Source organism: Candidatus Baltobacteraceae bacterium, assembly GCA_036489885.1.
GTDB lineage: Bacteria > Vulcanimicrobiota > Vulcanimicrobiia > Vulcanimicrobiales > Vulcanimicrobiaceae > JAFAMS01.
Window position 1 is genome coordinate 39472 of sequence record DASXEW010000004.1, and the last position, 17638, is coordinate 57109.

The following is a 17638-nucleotide window of genomic DNA, read 5'->3' on the forward strand; positions in this document are numbered from 1 at the left end:
ATGGGAGAGAATCAATGCCTATCTTTCTCCAAGTGCTTGCGAGTCGTTGTTGGTATCTCTTTGTCTCCTTTTCACGGAGAGCAGTTCTCGCCTCAGTGGATCGACGAGCTCGGCACGCATCGGCCGCGACGACGCTTCTACACCAAAGCCAAGTTGCGGCTTCACGTATTGCGATGTCGATCATCGCAACTATGTTGCTTGCGTCGACGCAAGCGCAAGCACAGATTGCTCCGGGAGTCACGCAATCGGCTGCGCACACCGCCAATCTTAGTGGGACGGTTACAAAGGCCGATGGTACTCCCGTCTCCGGCGCCGATGTAAAATTACACGGCCCGGCGATTCTATCTGCAAAGACGGACGATCGTGGAACGTTCACTCTGACAAGCGTGCCATGGGGAATCTATCAGATCTCGGTGACGTCGGGTCTGGGCACAGCTACGCGCAGCGATGTCGCGATCAGTGGCGATATCAACGTCTCTATACAGTACGCGCAGCGAAGTGATCTTCGCACCATTGCGAATGTTTCAACCGGGGGAGCCGGTGCTCATATCAATGTGACGTCCTCGAGTATAACCTCGGTGACGCCAAGCGAATACGCATTTCAGGGAAACGGTACGTGGACACAGCTTTTTGCACAGGTTCCCGGCGTGGCGCCTTCCGGTTATACGTACGGCGGTGATGCCACCACGATGAGCACGCAGGGATCGCCGCAGACTCCCGTCGTGCTTTCACTAAACGGAGCCCTGCCCTACGAGACGTCGACAACGCTCGATGGTATGCCCCTCCAAGGGACCACTTTCGCTGTGCTTGGAGCTGCAGTCGGCGGCGGCTTCGATTTGAGCAGTCTGCCAATCAATGCGTTCGACACAGCAGACATTGTCCGAGGTCCGGGAGCAAACGCCCCGAGTATTGTTGACTCGATCGGCGGAAGCTTCGTGCTGCACGGGCCTGGATTGGTCAATGCAAGCCACTTCGAGTTTAACGCCAGCAATGATCCTTATGGGGGCATTATTTCGAACGCGAAGGCGCAGTTTCGTGTCGGACGTCTAGCCGCTACTCTTATCTACGGTGTCAATGACAGCCCTGGTCCTCTTGGCACTAAGAGCGTGCTCACGACGTCCTTTGCCTCGCCGGCAACGATCGGTGGGCAGCCCGTTAATCAGCCAACTACTGGCGAGAACGCTAATGGGCAAGGCATTACAAACTGTTATTGTACCTTTAGTAACACGCTTCTCTACAAGGGGCCCCCTTTGCAGTCATCGACTGCGTGGACAGCCCACAATGGTGCGGCCGATCTTGCATATGAGATCGCTCCATCCGTGACCGTAGAGATGTTCTATGCGGCAGGAACGTCGATCGTTAACGATCTGGCTGGCAACTACCCGCTCAATTTTGCGCCGTCAGTCGCCGTGCCGCCTTATAGCGGCAGCTTAGCAGCGAGTCCCGGCATGGCTACAAATTACTCGCTGTTGACAGCACAGGCGTCTCAGCCCATAGAAGAAGCGACCAGTCTCCTCGAGGAGAAGCTTACGGCGTATATCGGCAGCGGCGTCCTACGCATCGCAGCGTTGCAGAACAACACGTACAATTCTCTGAACTACTACGATACCGCGCCGAACGGAACATATCAGGTGTGGGGTACGGCTAATGTCGGTACCCCCGGCACTACGACGGCGTATAACGGCACAAGCCAAGCTCTCACCTTTTCGCCGCTCACAATCGATTCTCACGCCTGGACAAATAACCGTGATCTACTCGGGAGTTACGCGATAGAGCTCGGCCCAAAGTCTAGCGCAGGAGTGTCATACACGCAGTCGTACTATAACGCCCCAAATTATCTAACCATCGATTATGGTGGCGGTCCTTTGCCGGCAATCAGTCAGTCGACCGCGGTGTCGGAGACGACGCGGGAGACGCGTCTGCACGTTGACACCGCGCTAAGCAAGTTAGCCCTTGATGCGTCATGGTACTTCGCAAACGGCTCGTTCCACGTCCCCTCTCCAATTACGGCGGGAGCATTTTCAAACCTATCATTCCCGTACAGTGCGCCGCGACTGGGGGCTGTTTGGTCCGCAAGTAGCGACATCGCAATTCGAGCTTCGGCCGGCGGCGGGTACGCACTACCAACGCTCACCAACGTGACGGGGTCGCCACCGGCGTATGAAGCGCCGGAGTACTTGCAAACGATTCCAAATCCGAATATCAAACCCGAAGAATCGTTTGGATTCGACGTGGGAGCTGACACGCGCATTCAACGGAATACCGTCGTTTCGCTTGACCTTTATCGTACCAATCTTTATGGCCAGTTCTTCACATCGACAACGTCCTCAACGTTCCAAGGTTCACCTCTGTACATAACGCAGTTTGGGAACCTGGGGACGAGTCGTATGGAAGGCATCAACCTTGATGCGAAACGTGATGTCACATCGGGATATTACTGGCGGGGAACCCTGGGTTTCACGCGCGGATACGCGCTTAGTTTGCCTGCGGGCGTCTACAACAACCCGAGCATTCCATGCACGAATTGCACAAACCAAGGTCTGATCCCAGGGCCGAACTTTAACTCCGCCTCCGGCTTTCTCGCGACGGTGCCTTACACAAGTGCCTCTGCACAATTGGGCTACAAGTGGTCGCTAGGGAAGTATGTCGACTTATCGGCGACATACTATGGAAACAACAATATTTACAACACGCCGACCGCATTTGTCGGATGGGATGCCCACGCTGGATATGCGCTCAAAAAGAACGTCTCCCTGGTACTGAGCTTCACAAACATTACCGGCGCCTACGATCAACCAATTGAGAACTACAATCCCTCCCGAGCGGTTCCCGTTATTCCGGGGGCCAACGGATACTATCAAGGCGCGATCTTCGCCTCGCCTTATCAAGCGCGATCGTTAACCTTGAACGTCGCAATCAAAGAATGATCCGGCTTGTCGCCGCCGGCCAGTCCTGCTATCGTGACTTGCACCCGCCAAAGGCCCTGCGCAATCATTCACGACACCTCGGTGATGAGAGCGATCGTCATCGTTTGATGTCACGCAAATAATGAGTAAAGGCGTCCTTTCCGCACAGATGAATTCTTGTAGCACGGTGCGTCTATATCTTGGCATATGCACGAAGTGCGTGTGCACGTTCGGGATACGTTTACGCGTCTTTGCGATGCTCGTCAGCGTATGTGTTCTCGCAATATTGCCACGAGACGCTGTTGCGAGCACACGGCAGTTTGCTCTTAGTGATATTCTCCGAAACGAGCAGATCTCTTCGGTTGTTATTTCTCCGAATGGTCGTTACGCCGCAATCGTGCGCGTTCGCTCACATGATGCTTTCGGGCATTTCGGAGGACCCGACAATGCTGCGGATCTTAATCGCTCAGAAATCTGGCTTTTTGACCGCGATCGGTGGCAGCTCAGAAAGATCATCGCAAGCGCTGACGGATTTGGATATTGGCAGCCCCACTGGTCGCCGGATTCGGAGCGTTTAGCGGTTCTAACGAGTGAGGGCGGCGGCGTGGCCGTTCACCTTTGCATTTGGGAGCGTCAAACGGGCGAATTGACGCGAATCGGCAGGGACGGATTCGATGGTAACTTTGCACTTGCGATCGGCGAATCGAAGTCCAATGTGGCCTGGGTGGATGCTACGCACGTTCTTGCCGAGTTCTTGCCAGCTGGCGAAGAAGATAGGATCTATAGCGAGGGGGAAGACTCGCTCGGACCGCTGACGCGAAAGCGGTGGCTCATAACGGACTCGGGACGTTTTCCCTCAGTAAACGTGCTACAGTCCGGGACACCTCTTCCAGAGACGCGTCGCCCGCAGGGTAGCCTTGTAACGATCGATGTTACGACCGGTCAGATAAATTTGCTGACAAGGGCGAACATTCGTGCAGCTGCCATTTCGCCGGATCGACGCTGGGTTGCGGTAATCGCCGACAACGGTCGCCGTCGACTGCGGCCCGATGAACTCTTAGATTATTCAGACCTATTTGACGGCTATACAGGTGGCAATTTCGAAACGTCGCTATTCGTGCACCGACGAATTGGGGTGGTTCATCTTGACGGGCAAGCGCCTGTCAAGTGGGTGAAGAGCCAGTACACTGATCCATTCTTCTTGGATATCATGCGTTGGAGGAACGGACGCGTTAATTTCGCTGCAAGCGTAAAGCGAGGTCGTCCGGTCGTGCTCAGTCTAGGGATCAATGGCGTCGTAAAGAGATCGGCCGGTTCGTTGCCGCGCGACCTCAATTATCTACGGCCCACTACATATTGGCGGATGACGCCGCCTTGCCGCGAAATGGATAGGTCAGCTAGCACGGGATTTTCTCTTTCCTTGTGTGTTACAACGCATGGGACAATATTGCGGGCCAAGAGAGACGCGAAAAGCGCTTGGTCGCAGATCCTAGCCATCAATCAGCATTTGCAAAGCGTCGCGGTTCCAGTATTGAAGTACGTCCCATACACCGACGCGGACGGTCATGAAGTACTTGCACGCCTTCTGCAGGCGGCTCGAGCTGCCAGCGCATCGCCCAGGGCTCTAGTCGTAGCCGTCTACCCAGTGACCAAGCCCGTTACAAGGGGCGATTTCAATATCGCTAGAGAGATGAATAGCTCCGGATGGTACACGGACCTCCTATTTGCGTCGCATGGCTACACGGTCTTACTCTATCCGCCAGTGAAGCCGTGGACCCACGAACCGCTAGCGGCTTGTGTGCGAGCAGTTTTGCCGGCCGTCAAGGCTGTAATAAGAGCTGAGCATATTGACAAGTCGCGGGTCTTTTTGTTCGGGCACAGTCAAGGTGGATACGAGACCATGGGTTTGCTCACCAAAACAAAAATATTTCGCGCTGCCGCGGCTTCGAATGGTTCATCAGACTCTACATTAGAGTATCTTACATTCGGCGGTCCAACTCGTTATTTTGAAAACTATGAGCGAATGCTCACGATCATGCCCGACATGGAACGAGGGTGGGATTCCATGTCGCTCGACGCAACACCGTGGACAAATCCGGGTCGCTATGTACGGAATAGCCCGATCTACTGGAGCGGAAACATTTCAACGCCCCTGTTGATGCTGCAAGGGGAGATGGACGACTTTAACTCGGCGCACTTGGATATGATGTTTCAGGCGTTACTACGCCAGGGGAAGCGTGCCGAGCTCGCTCGCTATTGGGGCGACGGTCACAACTTCGAGTCTCCGGCGGATATTCGCGATCTTTGGAATCGCGTGTTCCGTTGGTTTTCGGTCAAATGATGCTCGCGTTGAACTGATGGGGCGCTCTCGTGCGGGCAGAGTGAAATACAGCTAGCCGCACAAGCGGCTCAAGAAGCGCAACTTCTTTCAGTAGGACCAATCAATTTGCGTGTTATTCGATCCGAGCATGCTCCGAAACCGAGCGGCGCATATGTGCAGGCCGTCGATAGCTTCGGATTTGTGTTTTGCAGCGGGCAGCTTGCGGTAAGCGCGGACACCGGAGAGTTCCTTGGCGGCGACGCGCGGGAGCAAACACGTCAGGCTATTGCAAACATCTCCGCAACTCTTTCTGCGACGGGCCTCGATTTAGTCCACGTCGTTAGGACAAGCGTGTACTTGACGGATATGCGAAACCTGGACGACATGGTTCGTCCGGCTGCTATTCCTCGCCCGGTTGCAAATCGTTCCGTCTGGTCGTGAGGCTCGCTGGCGCAAATGCTCAGCACGCACCGGCGGAGAAACAGGCCCTAGATGATTAGGAAGGCCGTTCGAAGCGAAGTCTTTGTTGGTCGTACGCGGGAGCTCGCGCACTTACGTGAATGCTATTCGCGTGCCGAGCGCGGTAATGGCAACCTCGTCATGATCGTCGGCGCGTCTGGTATCGGGAAGACACGGCTGCTCGAGGAATTCCTGAACAAACTTGCTCCTGAGGCCTGCTGGCGAACGATGGCTCAATGCCTCGAATACGTCCGCTCGCCATACATGCCATTCCGAGACGCGCTACGAGGTCTCTTTCCGGTTCCAAAGAGAGCAGAACGTCGAGATGTGGAATCGGGATCGGTTGCACGCGTGCTGACGCGCTGGGAGGAACTTGCTGGGCCTCAAGACGCTCACTTGAGTCAACACGATCGCCAAAAGCTCGCGGAATTCCGCACCGTGTTCAATGAGCTTCAGTCGCTCAGCCGTATTCGGCCAGTCATTCTCGTCATTGAGGATTTCCACTGGGCGGATATTGCCTCAACCGAGTTGCTCCAGTTTATTAGCCGCGGAATCGGTACGACGCGGATTTTCGTGGTGCTTACCGCTCGCTCAGAACCCATAGATGACGCGCAGCAGATAAGCAAGGTCACCGCGATTCTCCAGCGCGACGGTGCAAGTTGTATCGATCTTGGCAGATTGAGCGAGGCAGAGATCCGGGTTTGCTTGCAAAGCGCCGCCCGATCCGGCGAGGTGCTCGTCGAGACCCTACAGCACATCGCCGACCTTGCGGATGGGAACCCTCTCTACGCCGAAGAGCTGCTATGCACGGCACTAAGTCGGCAAGTAAGTGATCTCTCGCAGCCAAGCTCATTGCCAATGTCTCTACGCGCTTCTGTCATCGAACGGCTTCGCGATTTCGACGTCACTGAAAGGAATGTCATCGAGCAAGCTTCGGTCATCGGCCGGACGTTCGATTCCGCGCTCCTGGGGCGTCTCATGAACCAATCTCCTGAGTTGATTCATAGGGCGCTGAGGAAGGCGAAGAACTTAAACTTGATCGTGGAGCGTGACACTGACCCCGTCACGTTTGCCTTTCGACATGCCCTGATTCGAGAAATCGTGTATCGCGATCTCCTTGCAGCAGAGACACTCCCTTGGCACGAGTGGATCGCAGAGGAACTCGAGAAAGTCGAACCGCTCCCGGTGGCTGAGCTCGCTTACCACTGGGCAGCAGCGGGAAATGCCGCCAAGGCAATTCACTACAATCTAAGAGCCGCGGACGCCGCTGGTTCGGCATTCGCGCGCACAGATGCGGCACGATTCTTGAAGCGGGCATATCATTTCTATCATAATCCATCGCGCGAAGCTGCGGAGCTCTGTGAACGGCTTGCGCTCACGTGCTACTTGGCCGGCCAATCGGAAGAAGCACGACGATGGACAGACCTTGGGATTGACCAATTCGAAAAGCTCGGACTGACGGCGAGAATACCGGTATTGCTCACGCATCTCGCGCGGATTCACTTCGCCATAAACAATGCGAAGGAGAGCCTTCAACTTGCAAACCGAGCGCTCTCGGTGTTGGAGGATACAACAACTCTCGAACAAGAGGTCACCGCGCGTCTTCTCGTGGCACGTTATGAAGTGTTGCTTACGCATTGGGAAGAGGGCCTCGGTCAGGTTCAGATCGTCGAGCCTCTCCTAGACGATGTCAGCGGCACGGCACGCGCGAGCTTTCTGGACGTACGTGGAATGGCGCGCGCGAATCTTGGAATGATCGACGCCGGCCTATCGGATCTCGAGGAGGCGGTAGCAATCGCGTCATCCCTCGACGATACCGAAATCCAAATAGTCGCGCTTAACAATTTAGGCTTCGTCAATTCCTGGCTGGGCCGCAGTTCGGAATCGCTTCGGGCGTATTCGAGATCGCTGGAAATTGCGGACGGCAAGGGATACATCGTACAAGCGGGCTTCAATGCATTCGGGCTCGTCCGAACGCTCCTGCGGATGGGCGATCTCGCCGAAGCGCGTAAAATGATTGACACTGGAATCGAGCGCGCTCTTACGCCGGTAACTGAAGTTGTATTGGCTGAGATCGGCATTTCCCTCGGCCTTCTCTTAGGGGACGATGCACTCGTGCGGCGATCGTCGGCTCCGGGAATTCTCGAAGGCGTTTTCGCGTCGGAAAGCAGCGAGCGCATCGGGGCAGTTGCGAGCGCGTTTGTGGATTTGGCGATTGCGCGCGGTAAACACGACGAGGCTCGAGGTATTTTGGAGCGTGGTATCGGCTTGATCGAGAACGCAGCCCAGTCATGGTGGATGCTCTGTCAGGTAGCGCTTTATGGCAGAGAGGAGCGATTCGGAGAGGCTGAGGAGTTGCTTTCGCAAGCGGCTTCGGTGCCCGGCCACAACATCTCACGAGCGTTCCTGCTTCTCTTCCGCAGTTACAAAGCTGAGCGTTCCGGTAGTGATGGACGAACGCAGGCCTTGGCGGCGGCAGCTATCTTCAACGAATGCGGCTGGCGAATTTTCGAGGCTCGCTCTCGCGAGTCGGGTAGTCAGCAAGCGGAAGCGCTCGAGCTTTATCGATCTGCGGGAGCCGTATCGGAGGTGCGCCGGCTTGAAGGATTGCAGCCGAAACGGCGTGCGCGCGGCCGCCCCAATAGCGCCTTGACCCCGCGAGAAGCTGAAGTCGCCGCGCTTGTTTCGCGGGGCATGTCGAATCGCGATGTGTCCAAACACCTCAACATCAGCGAGAATACCGTTGGACATCATCTCGAGTCGATCTTCAATCGTCTCGACATTACGTCGCGCGTTCAGCTCGCAGCTCTTGTCGGATCAGGTGAGGTCACGCTCTCCCAAAATTGATGGGGAGAATACCCCGCGAAAGTTTCGCCCGCAGGCGTTACGGTCGATAGTATGCTGGTCGAGGTAACTCGCGGATCCATTGTCGAGTCTCGTCATCGTATCCAAGTGTTCGCCGTCAACTCGAACGGCGAGACATTGCTGCAGTCAGATTGTCAGGACGATCTCGTTGTTCTTCGCTCCGTGCAGAAGCCGTTCATCGCAGCCGCTGTGGCTCGATTGGGCGCGATTCATCGCTTTGGTCTGCATTCTCGCGACTTGGCGATCATGTCCGGCTCGCATATGGGACAGCAGGTCCACGTTGCAGCAGTCCAGAGGCTGCTTGAAAAGATCGGACTCTCCGAAAGCGATTTACAATGCGGCGTCCACGCACCTCGAGATGAAGCCGAAGCAACGCGGTTGCAGCGCGCGGGCGAGCCTCTCTCGCAACTGCACAATAACTGCTCCGGTAAACATGCCGGCCTGCTCGCCCTCGCCATTTTGCTCAAGTCAGATGTCAAAAAATATCGCGAGCTGAGCGGACCTGTGCAGCACCACGTGCTTGATTATTGCCGTCGCGTGCTGGCATTTGACGCTCCGCTGTTGGTGATTGACGGATGCGGACTTCCCGTGATGGCGACACCGCTTCGTAACATCGCCATAGGTTTCGCGAGGCTGGCAACTCTCGATGGCCTGTCCGATGAAGATGCCGGCCCTTTGGGTCTTGTTCGTGATGCAATGCTTTTACATCCCGAACTCGTTCGAGGGGTGGGCTCTTTCGATACTCAGGCGATGCATGCGATGCGTGAAGCACTTCTCCTAAAGGGGGGCGCCGAGGGCGTTACGGGCGTCGCGTATCCTGCGGCTGGCGTCGGCGTGGCGATTAAAGTAGAGGATGGCAATCTTCGGGCTCTGCCTTCCGCGACGGTGGCAGTGCTTCGCAAGCTGTTTCCAAGCAACGCAACATTGGATGTGCTGGAACCCTTCGGGGTTGTCCAAGTGCATAACGTCGCGGGCGACATCGTTGGACAGATACGTGCCGCCCACACATAGGGAGGCCGCATGATGGGGCATCTGCACCATGTAGGCCGGCGAGCGAGGCGATATAGTTTAACGCAACTTAAGGTGCTATACGGCTTGCCTCTGGGCGCTTATAGTCCAATGCGTTTCGCTATTGCCGGGAGTTGCTCACAATGAAATCATCGCCGGAATTCACGTGGTTTCGCAGGACGGTGGCGTTAACTCTATGCACTGTCTCGCTGCTGATGGCCGCAATACAGCCGGCGTTTTCGCAGATTGCACCGGGAGCAACGCAATCAGCGGCTCAGACAGCCAATATTACCGGTAGAGTCACGGGAAACGACGGTGCGCCTATCGCCGGTGCCGACATCGAGCTCACCGGTTCGGCCCGGCGTTCCACAAAGAGCGACGAACGCGGAACGTTTGCGTTTACGAGCGTGCCATGGGGAACCTATCAAATCGCGGCGAGATTCCGCGGCCGAACGGTGTCTCGCAACAACATCACCCTTAGCAACGACATCTCTGTTACAATCGCGTTTCCGCCCGAGAGTGAACTCCGGACAATTGGGCGCGTATCGACGAGCAACGCTGGCGTACACATCAACACGAGCTCGTCGAGCGTCGACTCGATAAGTCCAAGTGACGCTGCGTTTCAAGGTGAAGGCACGTGGAAGCACGTCTTCGACCAAATCCCGGGGGTGGCGACCTCCGGGAACGAATCAAATGGCTTGAGTGGAGTTACATCGGTGGTCGGGTCGCCGTTGTCTCCTGTGATCCTCTCACTCAACGGAGCGTTGCCGTACGAGACGTCCACGACACTTGATGGCATGCCTCTCCAAGGGATTTCGTCCACACTATCGGCGGGCGGCGGCGTCGATTTGAGTACTTTACCGTTAAACGCATTCAGCACCGCTGACGTCGTCCGCGGCCCCGGCGCGAATGCGCCAAGCATCGTTGACTCCGTTGGCGGAAGCTTCGTGCTTCACACGCTCGGAGCGGTGAATGCGAATCACTTCGAGTTTTCGGCGAGCAACGATCCCTATGGGGGAAGCATCGAAAATGCGAAGATCGCACTACGTTTCGGGAAGCTGTCGGCGACGCTCGTCTATGGCATCAACAATAGTCCTGGCCCGCTGGGGACGAAACCTGTTCTCGGAGGCCTTAGCACGCCCACCGCCATCAATGGGCAAGTCGTCAATCTCCCTACGGCGACATATAACGTCAACGGTTGCGGGATTGCGAACAGCTATTGTTCGACTACAAACACGTTGCTGTATTCGTCGATTCCTCAATCGACGGCTTGGACTGCGCATAACGGTGCCGTCGATTTGGTTTACGATGTTACCCCGGCCATCACGGCGGAGGCATTCCACGCTGCTTCCAGCGCAATGCAAAGCGCGCAGTATGGTTTTTTCCCTGTTTCGTTTGCTCCATCAAGCAACGTCCCCGCCTATAGCGGAAGTATTCAACCGAGTCCGGCGGGTCAAACGAATTACGCACTCATGCAAACGCAAGGACTGGCCATGGACTCGCAAGCGAGCAGTCTTTTCGAGGAGAAGGTGACCGCTTCAATAGGTGCGGGTGTCCTCCGATTAGCTGCCCTGCAGTACTATTCGTACAACTCTGAGCCTTATTCCCCGCAAAATCCGCCTAGCGGCGAATACACGCTCTGGGGCACAGCGAATGTCGGTACGCCGGGGACAACCACAGTCTACAACGGAACGCCTGCGAGTCTGTTATTTCCAAACGAATATCTTAGCAGCACGAACAATTCAATTTCCCGCGATATTTTGGCGAGCTATGCGACACAGATTGGCTCTTCCTCGAGCGTCGGGGTTTCGTATGTTAAGTCGTATTACGATTCGCCTGGTGCTGGCGCGCTGTATTTCAGTGGCGCGCCGCTGTTCACGTTTAGCCAAGGATCCGATATTGCGGAATCCACGAGCGAGATTCGGACGCACATTAACACCGACATTGGAGATAAACTCTCACTTGGTCTTTCGTGGTATTTCGCGCACGGTGATTACCACGTGCCTGGACTCAATGCTGTCGGCTATACGGATGTCAGCTTTCCGTATAATGCGCCAAGGTTCGGTGCGGTGTGGAAAGCGAGTCCCGACGTTGCCTTGAGAGCATCCGCCGGTGGCGGCTACGCTCTCCCTGTACTATACAATCTCACAGGTTCCAGTCTTACTTGCCAGCCGACGCTTTGTAACGAGAGCATCGCGAATCCGAACATTAAGCCGGAAGAATCATTCGGATATGACATTGGATCTGATGTTCGACTACATCGAGACACGCTGCTCTCAGCGGATCTTTACCTCACGAATCTCTACGGGCAGTTCTTCGATTCTTATGCAGAATCGACATACAATGGTTTACCGCTGTTTATTTCCCAGTTTGCTAACCTTGGTACCAGCCGGATGGAAGGCGTCAACTTAACTGCAAAGCACGACGTCGCATCCGGCTACTACTGGAATGCGGATCTCGGATTGACTCGAGCCTACGTTGTAAGTGTCCCTTCGGCTCTTTACGACAATCCCACGGTGCCGTGCATAAAGTGCGCAAATCAAAGCATCGTCCCCGGTCTAAACTTCAATAGTAGCGCGGGCTACCTTGCGACCGTGCCGTATGCGACGGCTTCCGCAGGTTTCGGTTATCGGTGGAGCCCGGGCAGATCGATAGATCTGCAGTCAAACTATTACGGAAATAACAATGCGTACTTCGAGCCGGCATTCGTGGGGCTGAACGCGCACATCGCGTATGCTTTCAATAAGAGAATCTCTCTCCTGGCGACCTTCAAGAACATCACGGGCGCTTACGACGAAAGCGTTGCGCACTATTATTCCAACTACGCGAATCCGGTCATCCCAGGTGCTGTAGGACCGTTCATTTATCCCGCCCCTTATTCTGCACCGTATGGACCGCGGGCAGTGATTCTTACCGCCAGTCTTGGCCTATGACTCGAGTTCTGGCCCTACTCGGTATCGCATTCATGGGGATGTCGCTAACAGCGATCGCCTCTCCAATCTCGTCGGACAAAACCGCTGGTGATGGTTGGTTGACGATCGCGTCGGTCGTTGATTTTGCGCAAAGCCGGGCAGGACGGAACATTCATTCCGATTTTGTCTGGAATCCGTTGCGTCCGGAAATTCTTTTTTCATCCTATGTCGGCGATGAGCCATGGATATTCCGCTACAGGCCTGCGTCTGGGGAGTCGGTGCGCGTCATTCAGGGGAGCGATCCGTCAGTGTCGCCCGACGGACGGCATCTTGCTTTCTTGCGCGAGACCGCGCTCATTGGTGGCATCGATCGAGAAACCCAGGTATGGGTCGCCAACTCCAATGGAAGTGATCCGCTGCAGATATCGCACATTAAGGGTGGAATCGGGCTGGTAGGCATACCGCAGAATCAAATCGTTTGGTCGCCTGACTCAGAGCGGCTATTGTTCGATACGCTTGTTCTTGGATACGCATTGGATCCCGGAGGCGCAATAGGCGGGCTCAAGCCGACACCTCCCCCTCAAACTCCCCGAGTTTATCCGCTACCATTCAAAGACACGGCACGAACGAGCGTCTTTCACATGATCGACCTTAGCACCGGAGCCGATCGTGTATTGATTGTGGGCGTTTGGACGGGTGCATTCGCGTGGATTGACAACGATCACGTTCTGATTGAGCGCAATGATAAGATGACGTCTTCACATTGGGACTGCGAGATCGTATCGGAAAACGTCGGGACACATCGCGTAAAACGGCTTTTGTCCGGCTACAATCAACAATGTGTCGATGAGCCAGTATTAGACCCTCACGGCGCGAGGATGGCTTTTCAAGCGGACCCGGGCGAGCTGGCGTTTCTGCCGTTTCGGCGAGAGCTCGCTATCAAAAACCTTACTTCCGGAAGCATAAAACTGCTCACGCACTTCGAGTCTACTCTTGGACCGAAGGCGTGGACGCCCGACGGGCGTTGGCTGCTGTACAGCAGAGGGAGATCACTTCACCAGAGCCTTTACGCCACAGATGGAATTCGAACCATTGCAGTGCTCTCCACGACAAGCCGCATCTTGCGCATCGCCGTAGAACCGCACGGCACGTTGATCGCATGGGCAAATCTCGACGCAGGCGACGTCACCCGATTGTACGTCGGAACCTTTGCGCATAATCGTATCGAGAATATCCGACGGGCTGCGGTCATTGACGATCCGACTCTCGGGTTGCATGCAGGCCGGTCGAGAGCAATCGGGTGGCGCAGCGGCGACGGTCTTGCAGTCGATGGCGCCCTAACGCTGCCTGTCGGGTATAGCGCTCGAAAACGATATCCGGTTGTCGTGTTAGTGCACGGCGGACCGGGCGGCGGGGTGTGGCCAAATGGGGAGTGGCCTGGCGGAGCTCATTTCATACAATATCTGGCACAACACGGTTACGCGATCTTTCAGCCCGACTATCGCGAAAGTGGTTACGAGGGTTTTGATCAGTTGCTAAAGCTGCGTCAGAAGCGTCAGATTTTTCAGGGCGACCAAGACGACATTCTCTCGGGAGTTCACTCCCTCGAACGCCAAGGTATCGCCGATCCCCGTCACATTTTTGTGCTTGGACATAGTTATGGCAGCATGGAAGTAAACTGGCTCATAACCCATACGTCGACATTCGCCGCTGCCGTCTCCTACGAAGGCGCGGACGTTCTCTGGGATTATGCAAATGCTTACGGTGTGAATAGTATTGATGAGTGGAGATTGCGCGGGACACCAATGAACCATATGCAAGCATACGTTGAGAACTCGGCTGTGGCGCACGCTGCGAAGATAACAACACCGACGCTGTTTGTGAACGGGGAACTCGGGCTCGACGCACCATCCATGCCTTGGATGTCCGCGGCCTCACGTCGAATGGGGATCGATTCTTCATACGTACTGTACCTCGGCGAGGGCCATAACCTCGCAAAGCCGGCGAATCAAAGAGATCTCTTGATTCGCACGCTGACGTGGCTGAAGCGGCATAATACGCGCCGAGGAGCCTGAGCGAGTGCGTCTAGCAGCGCAGCTTCGCCGCGGTATACTCACGGCTCTGTCTCTGGCTGCGTTGTGTGTTCTTCCTCGACTCGCAGCGTCCGCGCAGCCACCGCAGGTGGTAATGAAAGACGCTCAGCTCTCCTGGGCGGACGACGGACCACACTTTTGGTGGCAGATTGCCGTAAGCCGGACCAATGCCGAGCATGTTGCAGTTTGCGCATTACGGCTATCCGCTAAGACGGGACACGACGTCCAAGCGATTCTCTACGGATCGGTAGACGGCGGCGAAAGTTGGCGGATTCTCAAGTCGACTTCAGCGTATCCGAGCAATTCGGAAGTGTCATGCGCGATGTCGGGCGACGACACGATCTATTTCGCCATGTCCGTTATAAAGCTCGGGGTGCATGGATCAAGAGGCGGCGCGATGTATCTCTGGCGTTCGCCGGACTTCGGTCGGACGTGGAAATTAAGCCCGCACATTTCCCACTTCGACGCGGCTTTATTACTCGTCAAGAAGAACGCTGCAGGTCGCGATCGGGTCTTCGACTTCGCGGACAGCGTACATCACTCCGAAGATCGTTATCTAACTATTTTCGATAACGACGCTACATCGATCCGAAAGTTACACTCGTGGAATCCCGCGCCTGCGCAACCACTCGGCGTGTTTCACGTTCACTGCGGCGTTTCGCCAAAAAAGAGCGTCGGCATATTCGACACAGCCGCCTTGCCGGCACGACCGGGCGTTTGTATCAACGGGGTTGCGACGGAGTCCGTAGTGGATTTGGGGCCGAGCGCGCTCGGTGCCTTGTTCACGGAGTGGCGACTTCAGAGTGGTGCCATGTCGTTGACGTTTTCACGATTGGCCGACGATGGCCGGCCGATCGGCACGCCCCTCCTCGTCGCAAGCTTTGCGTCCAATAACGTTAAGAAAATGCTTGCTATGAGTGGTGTGTTTGATGATTCCTCGCGAGCGGGAGTCGCGTTCGGTTCAGTCCCAGGTTCCGAGGTGCGTCGGCTCTACGTAACGGAACGAAACATTATCGATGGCCGGCTGCGCATCTTCGTGACGATGTCCGATGATCAAGGCATACATTGGTCGCCGGCTCGTCCCATAGACGATGCGACAATCCGTCTTGGACGTAACGCCGCTCCGGCGGATGCGAGCATTGCTGTTAACAAGTACGGCGTTGTCGCTGTAAGCTGGCTCGAGGGTGGTGGGTGCTGGCGCGTCGCATTCTCGCGCGACGGTGGCCAGCATTTTGGAAACAGCCTTCCGCTCAACCCGTGCGAAGACTATCCGAAACTAACGGTTGGGCAAGCGCTTGCCCAACACGTGTACATTCTTTCCAAGAGTGGCACCGTTACGTACGGGCAAGGGAATACCGCTTCAGCCTTTCGCATTGCTGACCTGGGCATCGCCGATTTTAGAAGATCCTTTGAACCGGTGTTACGGGGGAACTCCTTAGTCGCCGCGCCGGATGGGTCATTTTATGCGCTATGGTCACCACCCGGTGCAGTAAATGACCAATTGCACGTGACGCGTATTCGGGATCAGCACGAAGACGGTGTCGTCGCGAGTCGGCGACGCAGTCTCATTGCAAATGCAAGATGCTGTGTAAAGATCGCGGAGCTTTATTATACGTCCTTCGATTACGATTCGACCACTCAGGAATTCGAGATCGGAGCAGTCTTGGTGCGTCCACGTCGGTCTCGAGGAAACTGGCCTGCGGTGCTGCGTGTGGGAAAGATCAACTCGATGCTCGGGCCAGTGCAGCCTAGCAATGCCGACAACGACGTTCAAGGTCCGGGCGCGGCGTGGGTTTTCGAAGGTCCCGCGGCGAGGCTTCCGCTTTCCAGTGCTCGTGCCGATATTAGCGCATTGCCTAGCGGCTACGAGCACAGTGCGCCGCGTGTATTACGTTTTCGTGTAGAACGAAACCTTAACTCGATCCTATGGAAGTCGCTAAATGGGTCAGGCTCGTACGGTGAACAATACTTGAATTTTCATGTCTCCGTTCTCTCCACGAAATAGAACCCGTGGGTATTCGCGCGCGCATAACATCGTTAGTCATCCCATGTGCAGCCATGCTCTTCGGGATCGCTGCGGCTCCCGCTGCGGCGAGCTGCAGTATCCACGTCTATCCGGTTGCGGGAACTCCGAATCCCGCGCCATTTCCCCCTGGCGGTCCCGGTTTGGTGCTCAACGGAGGAGGTAGTTATGGAAAATCGTCGCTTGCCTGGATGGGGCGCACGATCCGTGGCGATGGTTCGCCCAAGGCGGATGTCGTGTTCATCACCGCGATGGCGTATCCGGATGACCGCGTCCCGAGCAACACATTGCGGCGCCTGGGAGATTTCAACGCCGTGGTCGCCTTCAATATCCCGACATGCGCTTCCGCGGATTCATACGTTCAAGTGGCGCAAGCCATCGACGGTGCCGAAGGCGTTTATATTGACGGCGGCGCTCAATCAGATTACGTCTCGTGGCGCCACTCTCCGATCACTGCCGCAATCGATCGACTGTATCAGCGTGGTGGTGTGGTGGGCGGCGTCAGCGCGGGTCTCGCGATTTTGGGAAACTTCGTTTACGACGCAGCTGCGGCAACCGCGTTGAAAGCGTACACGACGAGTGCAGACGCTGTCGAGAATCCGTACGAACCTCGCATCAGCGTGTCCGGGCCGTTTTTCAATTTTCCGGCGTTGCGCAACGCCATTGCGGACACGCATCTCGCCGTGCGCGATCGCCTTGGACGTATGACCGTCTTCATGGCTCGATTGATCGCTGACCACATGGTGAAAACGCGACCGGCCAGAATTCTCGGCGTCGGTGTCGACGAGGGCTCGGCGATCGTGATCGATCGGCACTCCGTCGGACATATCATGGGGGATGACGCCGGTGCGCGCGCATATCTCGTCGTCGGGAGAAGGCCAACGGTTATTCGGCGCGGTCAACCATTGCGATACGATAACCTTCGGCTTACCATTCTGAGCCGGCAGAATCCGACATTCAACTTTATTTCATGGACGAGCGCGCAGAAGCCGATCCCGTTGTCGATCGACGGGCGTCAATCGTTTTATCGTCCGTTTAATCCATATCGTTAA

8 protein-coding genes are annotated in these 17638 nt (G+C 55.9%); all 8 read left to right on the forward strand.

Annotation, left to right across the window (positions count from 1 at the left end):
• Positions 1-191: 191 nt before the first annotated feature.
• The 8 genes from VGG22_16780 to VGG22_16815 all read left to right on the forward strand — a co-directional run bounded on the left by VGG22_16780 (position 192) and on the right by VGG22_16815 (position 17638).
• Positions 192-2927, forward strand: a complete 2736-nt coding sequence (locus VGG22_16780; GenBank protein ID HEY1730026.1) for a TonB-dependent receptor — start codon at positions 192-194, stop codon at positions 2925-2927.
• A gap of 199 nt (positions 2928-3126) precedes the next feature.
• Complete coding sequence (locus VGG22_16785; GenBank protein HEY1730027.1) at positions 3127-5247, forward strand: prolyl oligopeptidase family serine peptidase; 2121 nt, start codon at positions 3127-3129, stop codon at positions 5245-5247.
• Positions 5248-5718: 471 nt separating this feature from the next.
• Positions 5719-8532 carry an AAA family ATPase gene (locus VGG22_16790; GenBank protein HEY1730028.1) on the forward strand — a complete coding sequence of 938 codons (2814 nt, stop codon included), beginning with the start codon at positions 5719-5721 and terminating at the stop codon, positions 8530-8532.
• Positions 8533-8583: 51 nt separating this feature from the next.
• Positions 8584-9561 carry an asparaginase gene (locus tag VGG22_16795; GenBank protein ID HEY1730029.1) on the forward strand — a complete coding sequence of 326 codons (978 nt, stop codon included), beginning with the start codon at positions 8584-8586 and terminating at the stop codon, positions 9559-9561.
• Between the two features lie 212 nt (positions 9562-9773).
• Positions 9774-12491 (forward strand): TonB-dependent receptor, encoded by a 2718-nt coding sequence (locus VGG22_16800; protein ID HEY1730030.1) that lies wholly within the window; start codon positions 9774-9776, stop codon positions 12489-12491.
• Positions 12488-14545, forward strand: a complete 2058-nt coding sequence (locus VGG22_16805) for a prolyl oligopeptidase family serine peptidase (GenBank protein HEY1730031.1) — start codon at positions 12488-12490, stop codon at positions 14543-14545. The genes VGG22_16800 and VGG22_16805 overlap by 4 nt, the downstream gene beginning before the upstream one ends.
• A 112-nt stretch (positions 14546-14657) precedes the next feature.
• Positions 14658-16568, forward strand: coding sequence for a hypothetical protein (locus VGG22_16810; GenBank protein ID HEY1730032.1), 1911 nt, complete (start codon positions 14658-14660; stop codon positions 16566-16568).
• A gap of 5 nt (positions 16569-16573) precedes the next feature.
• Entirely contained in the window at positions 16574-17638 is a 1065-nt protein-coding gene (locus tag VGG22_16815; protein HEY1730033.1) for a hypothetical protein, read from the forward strand.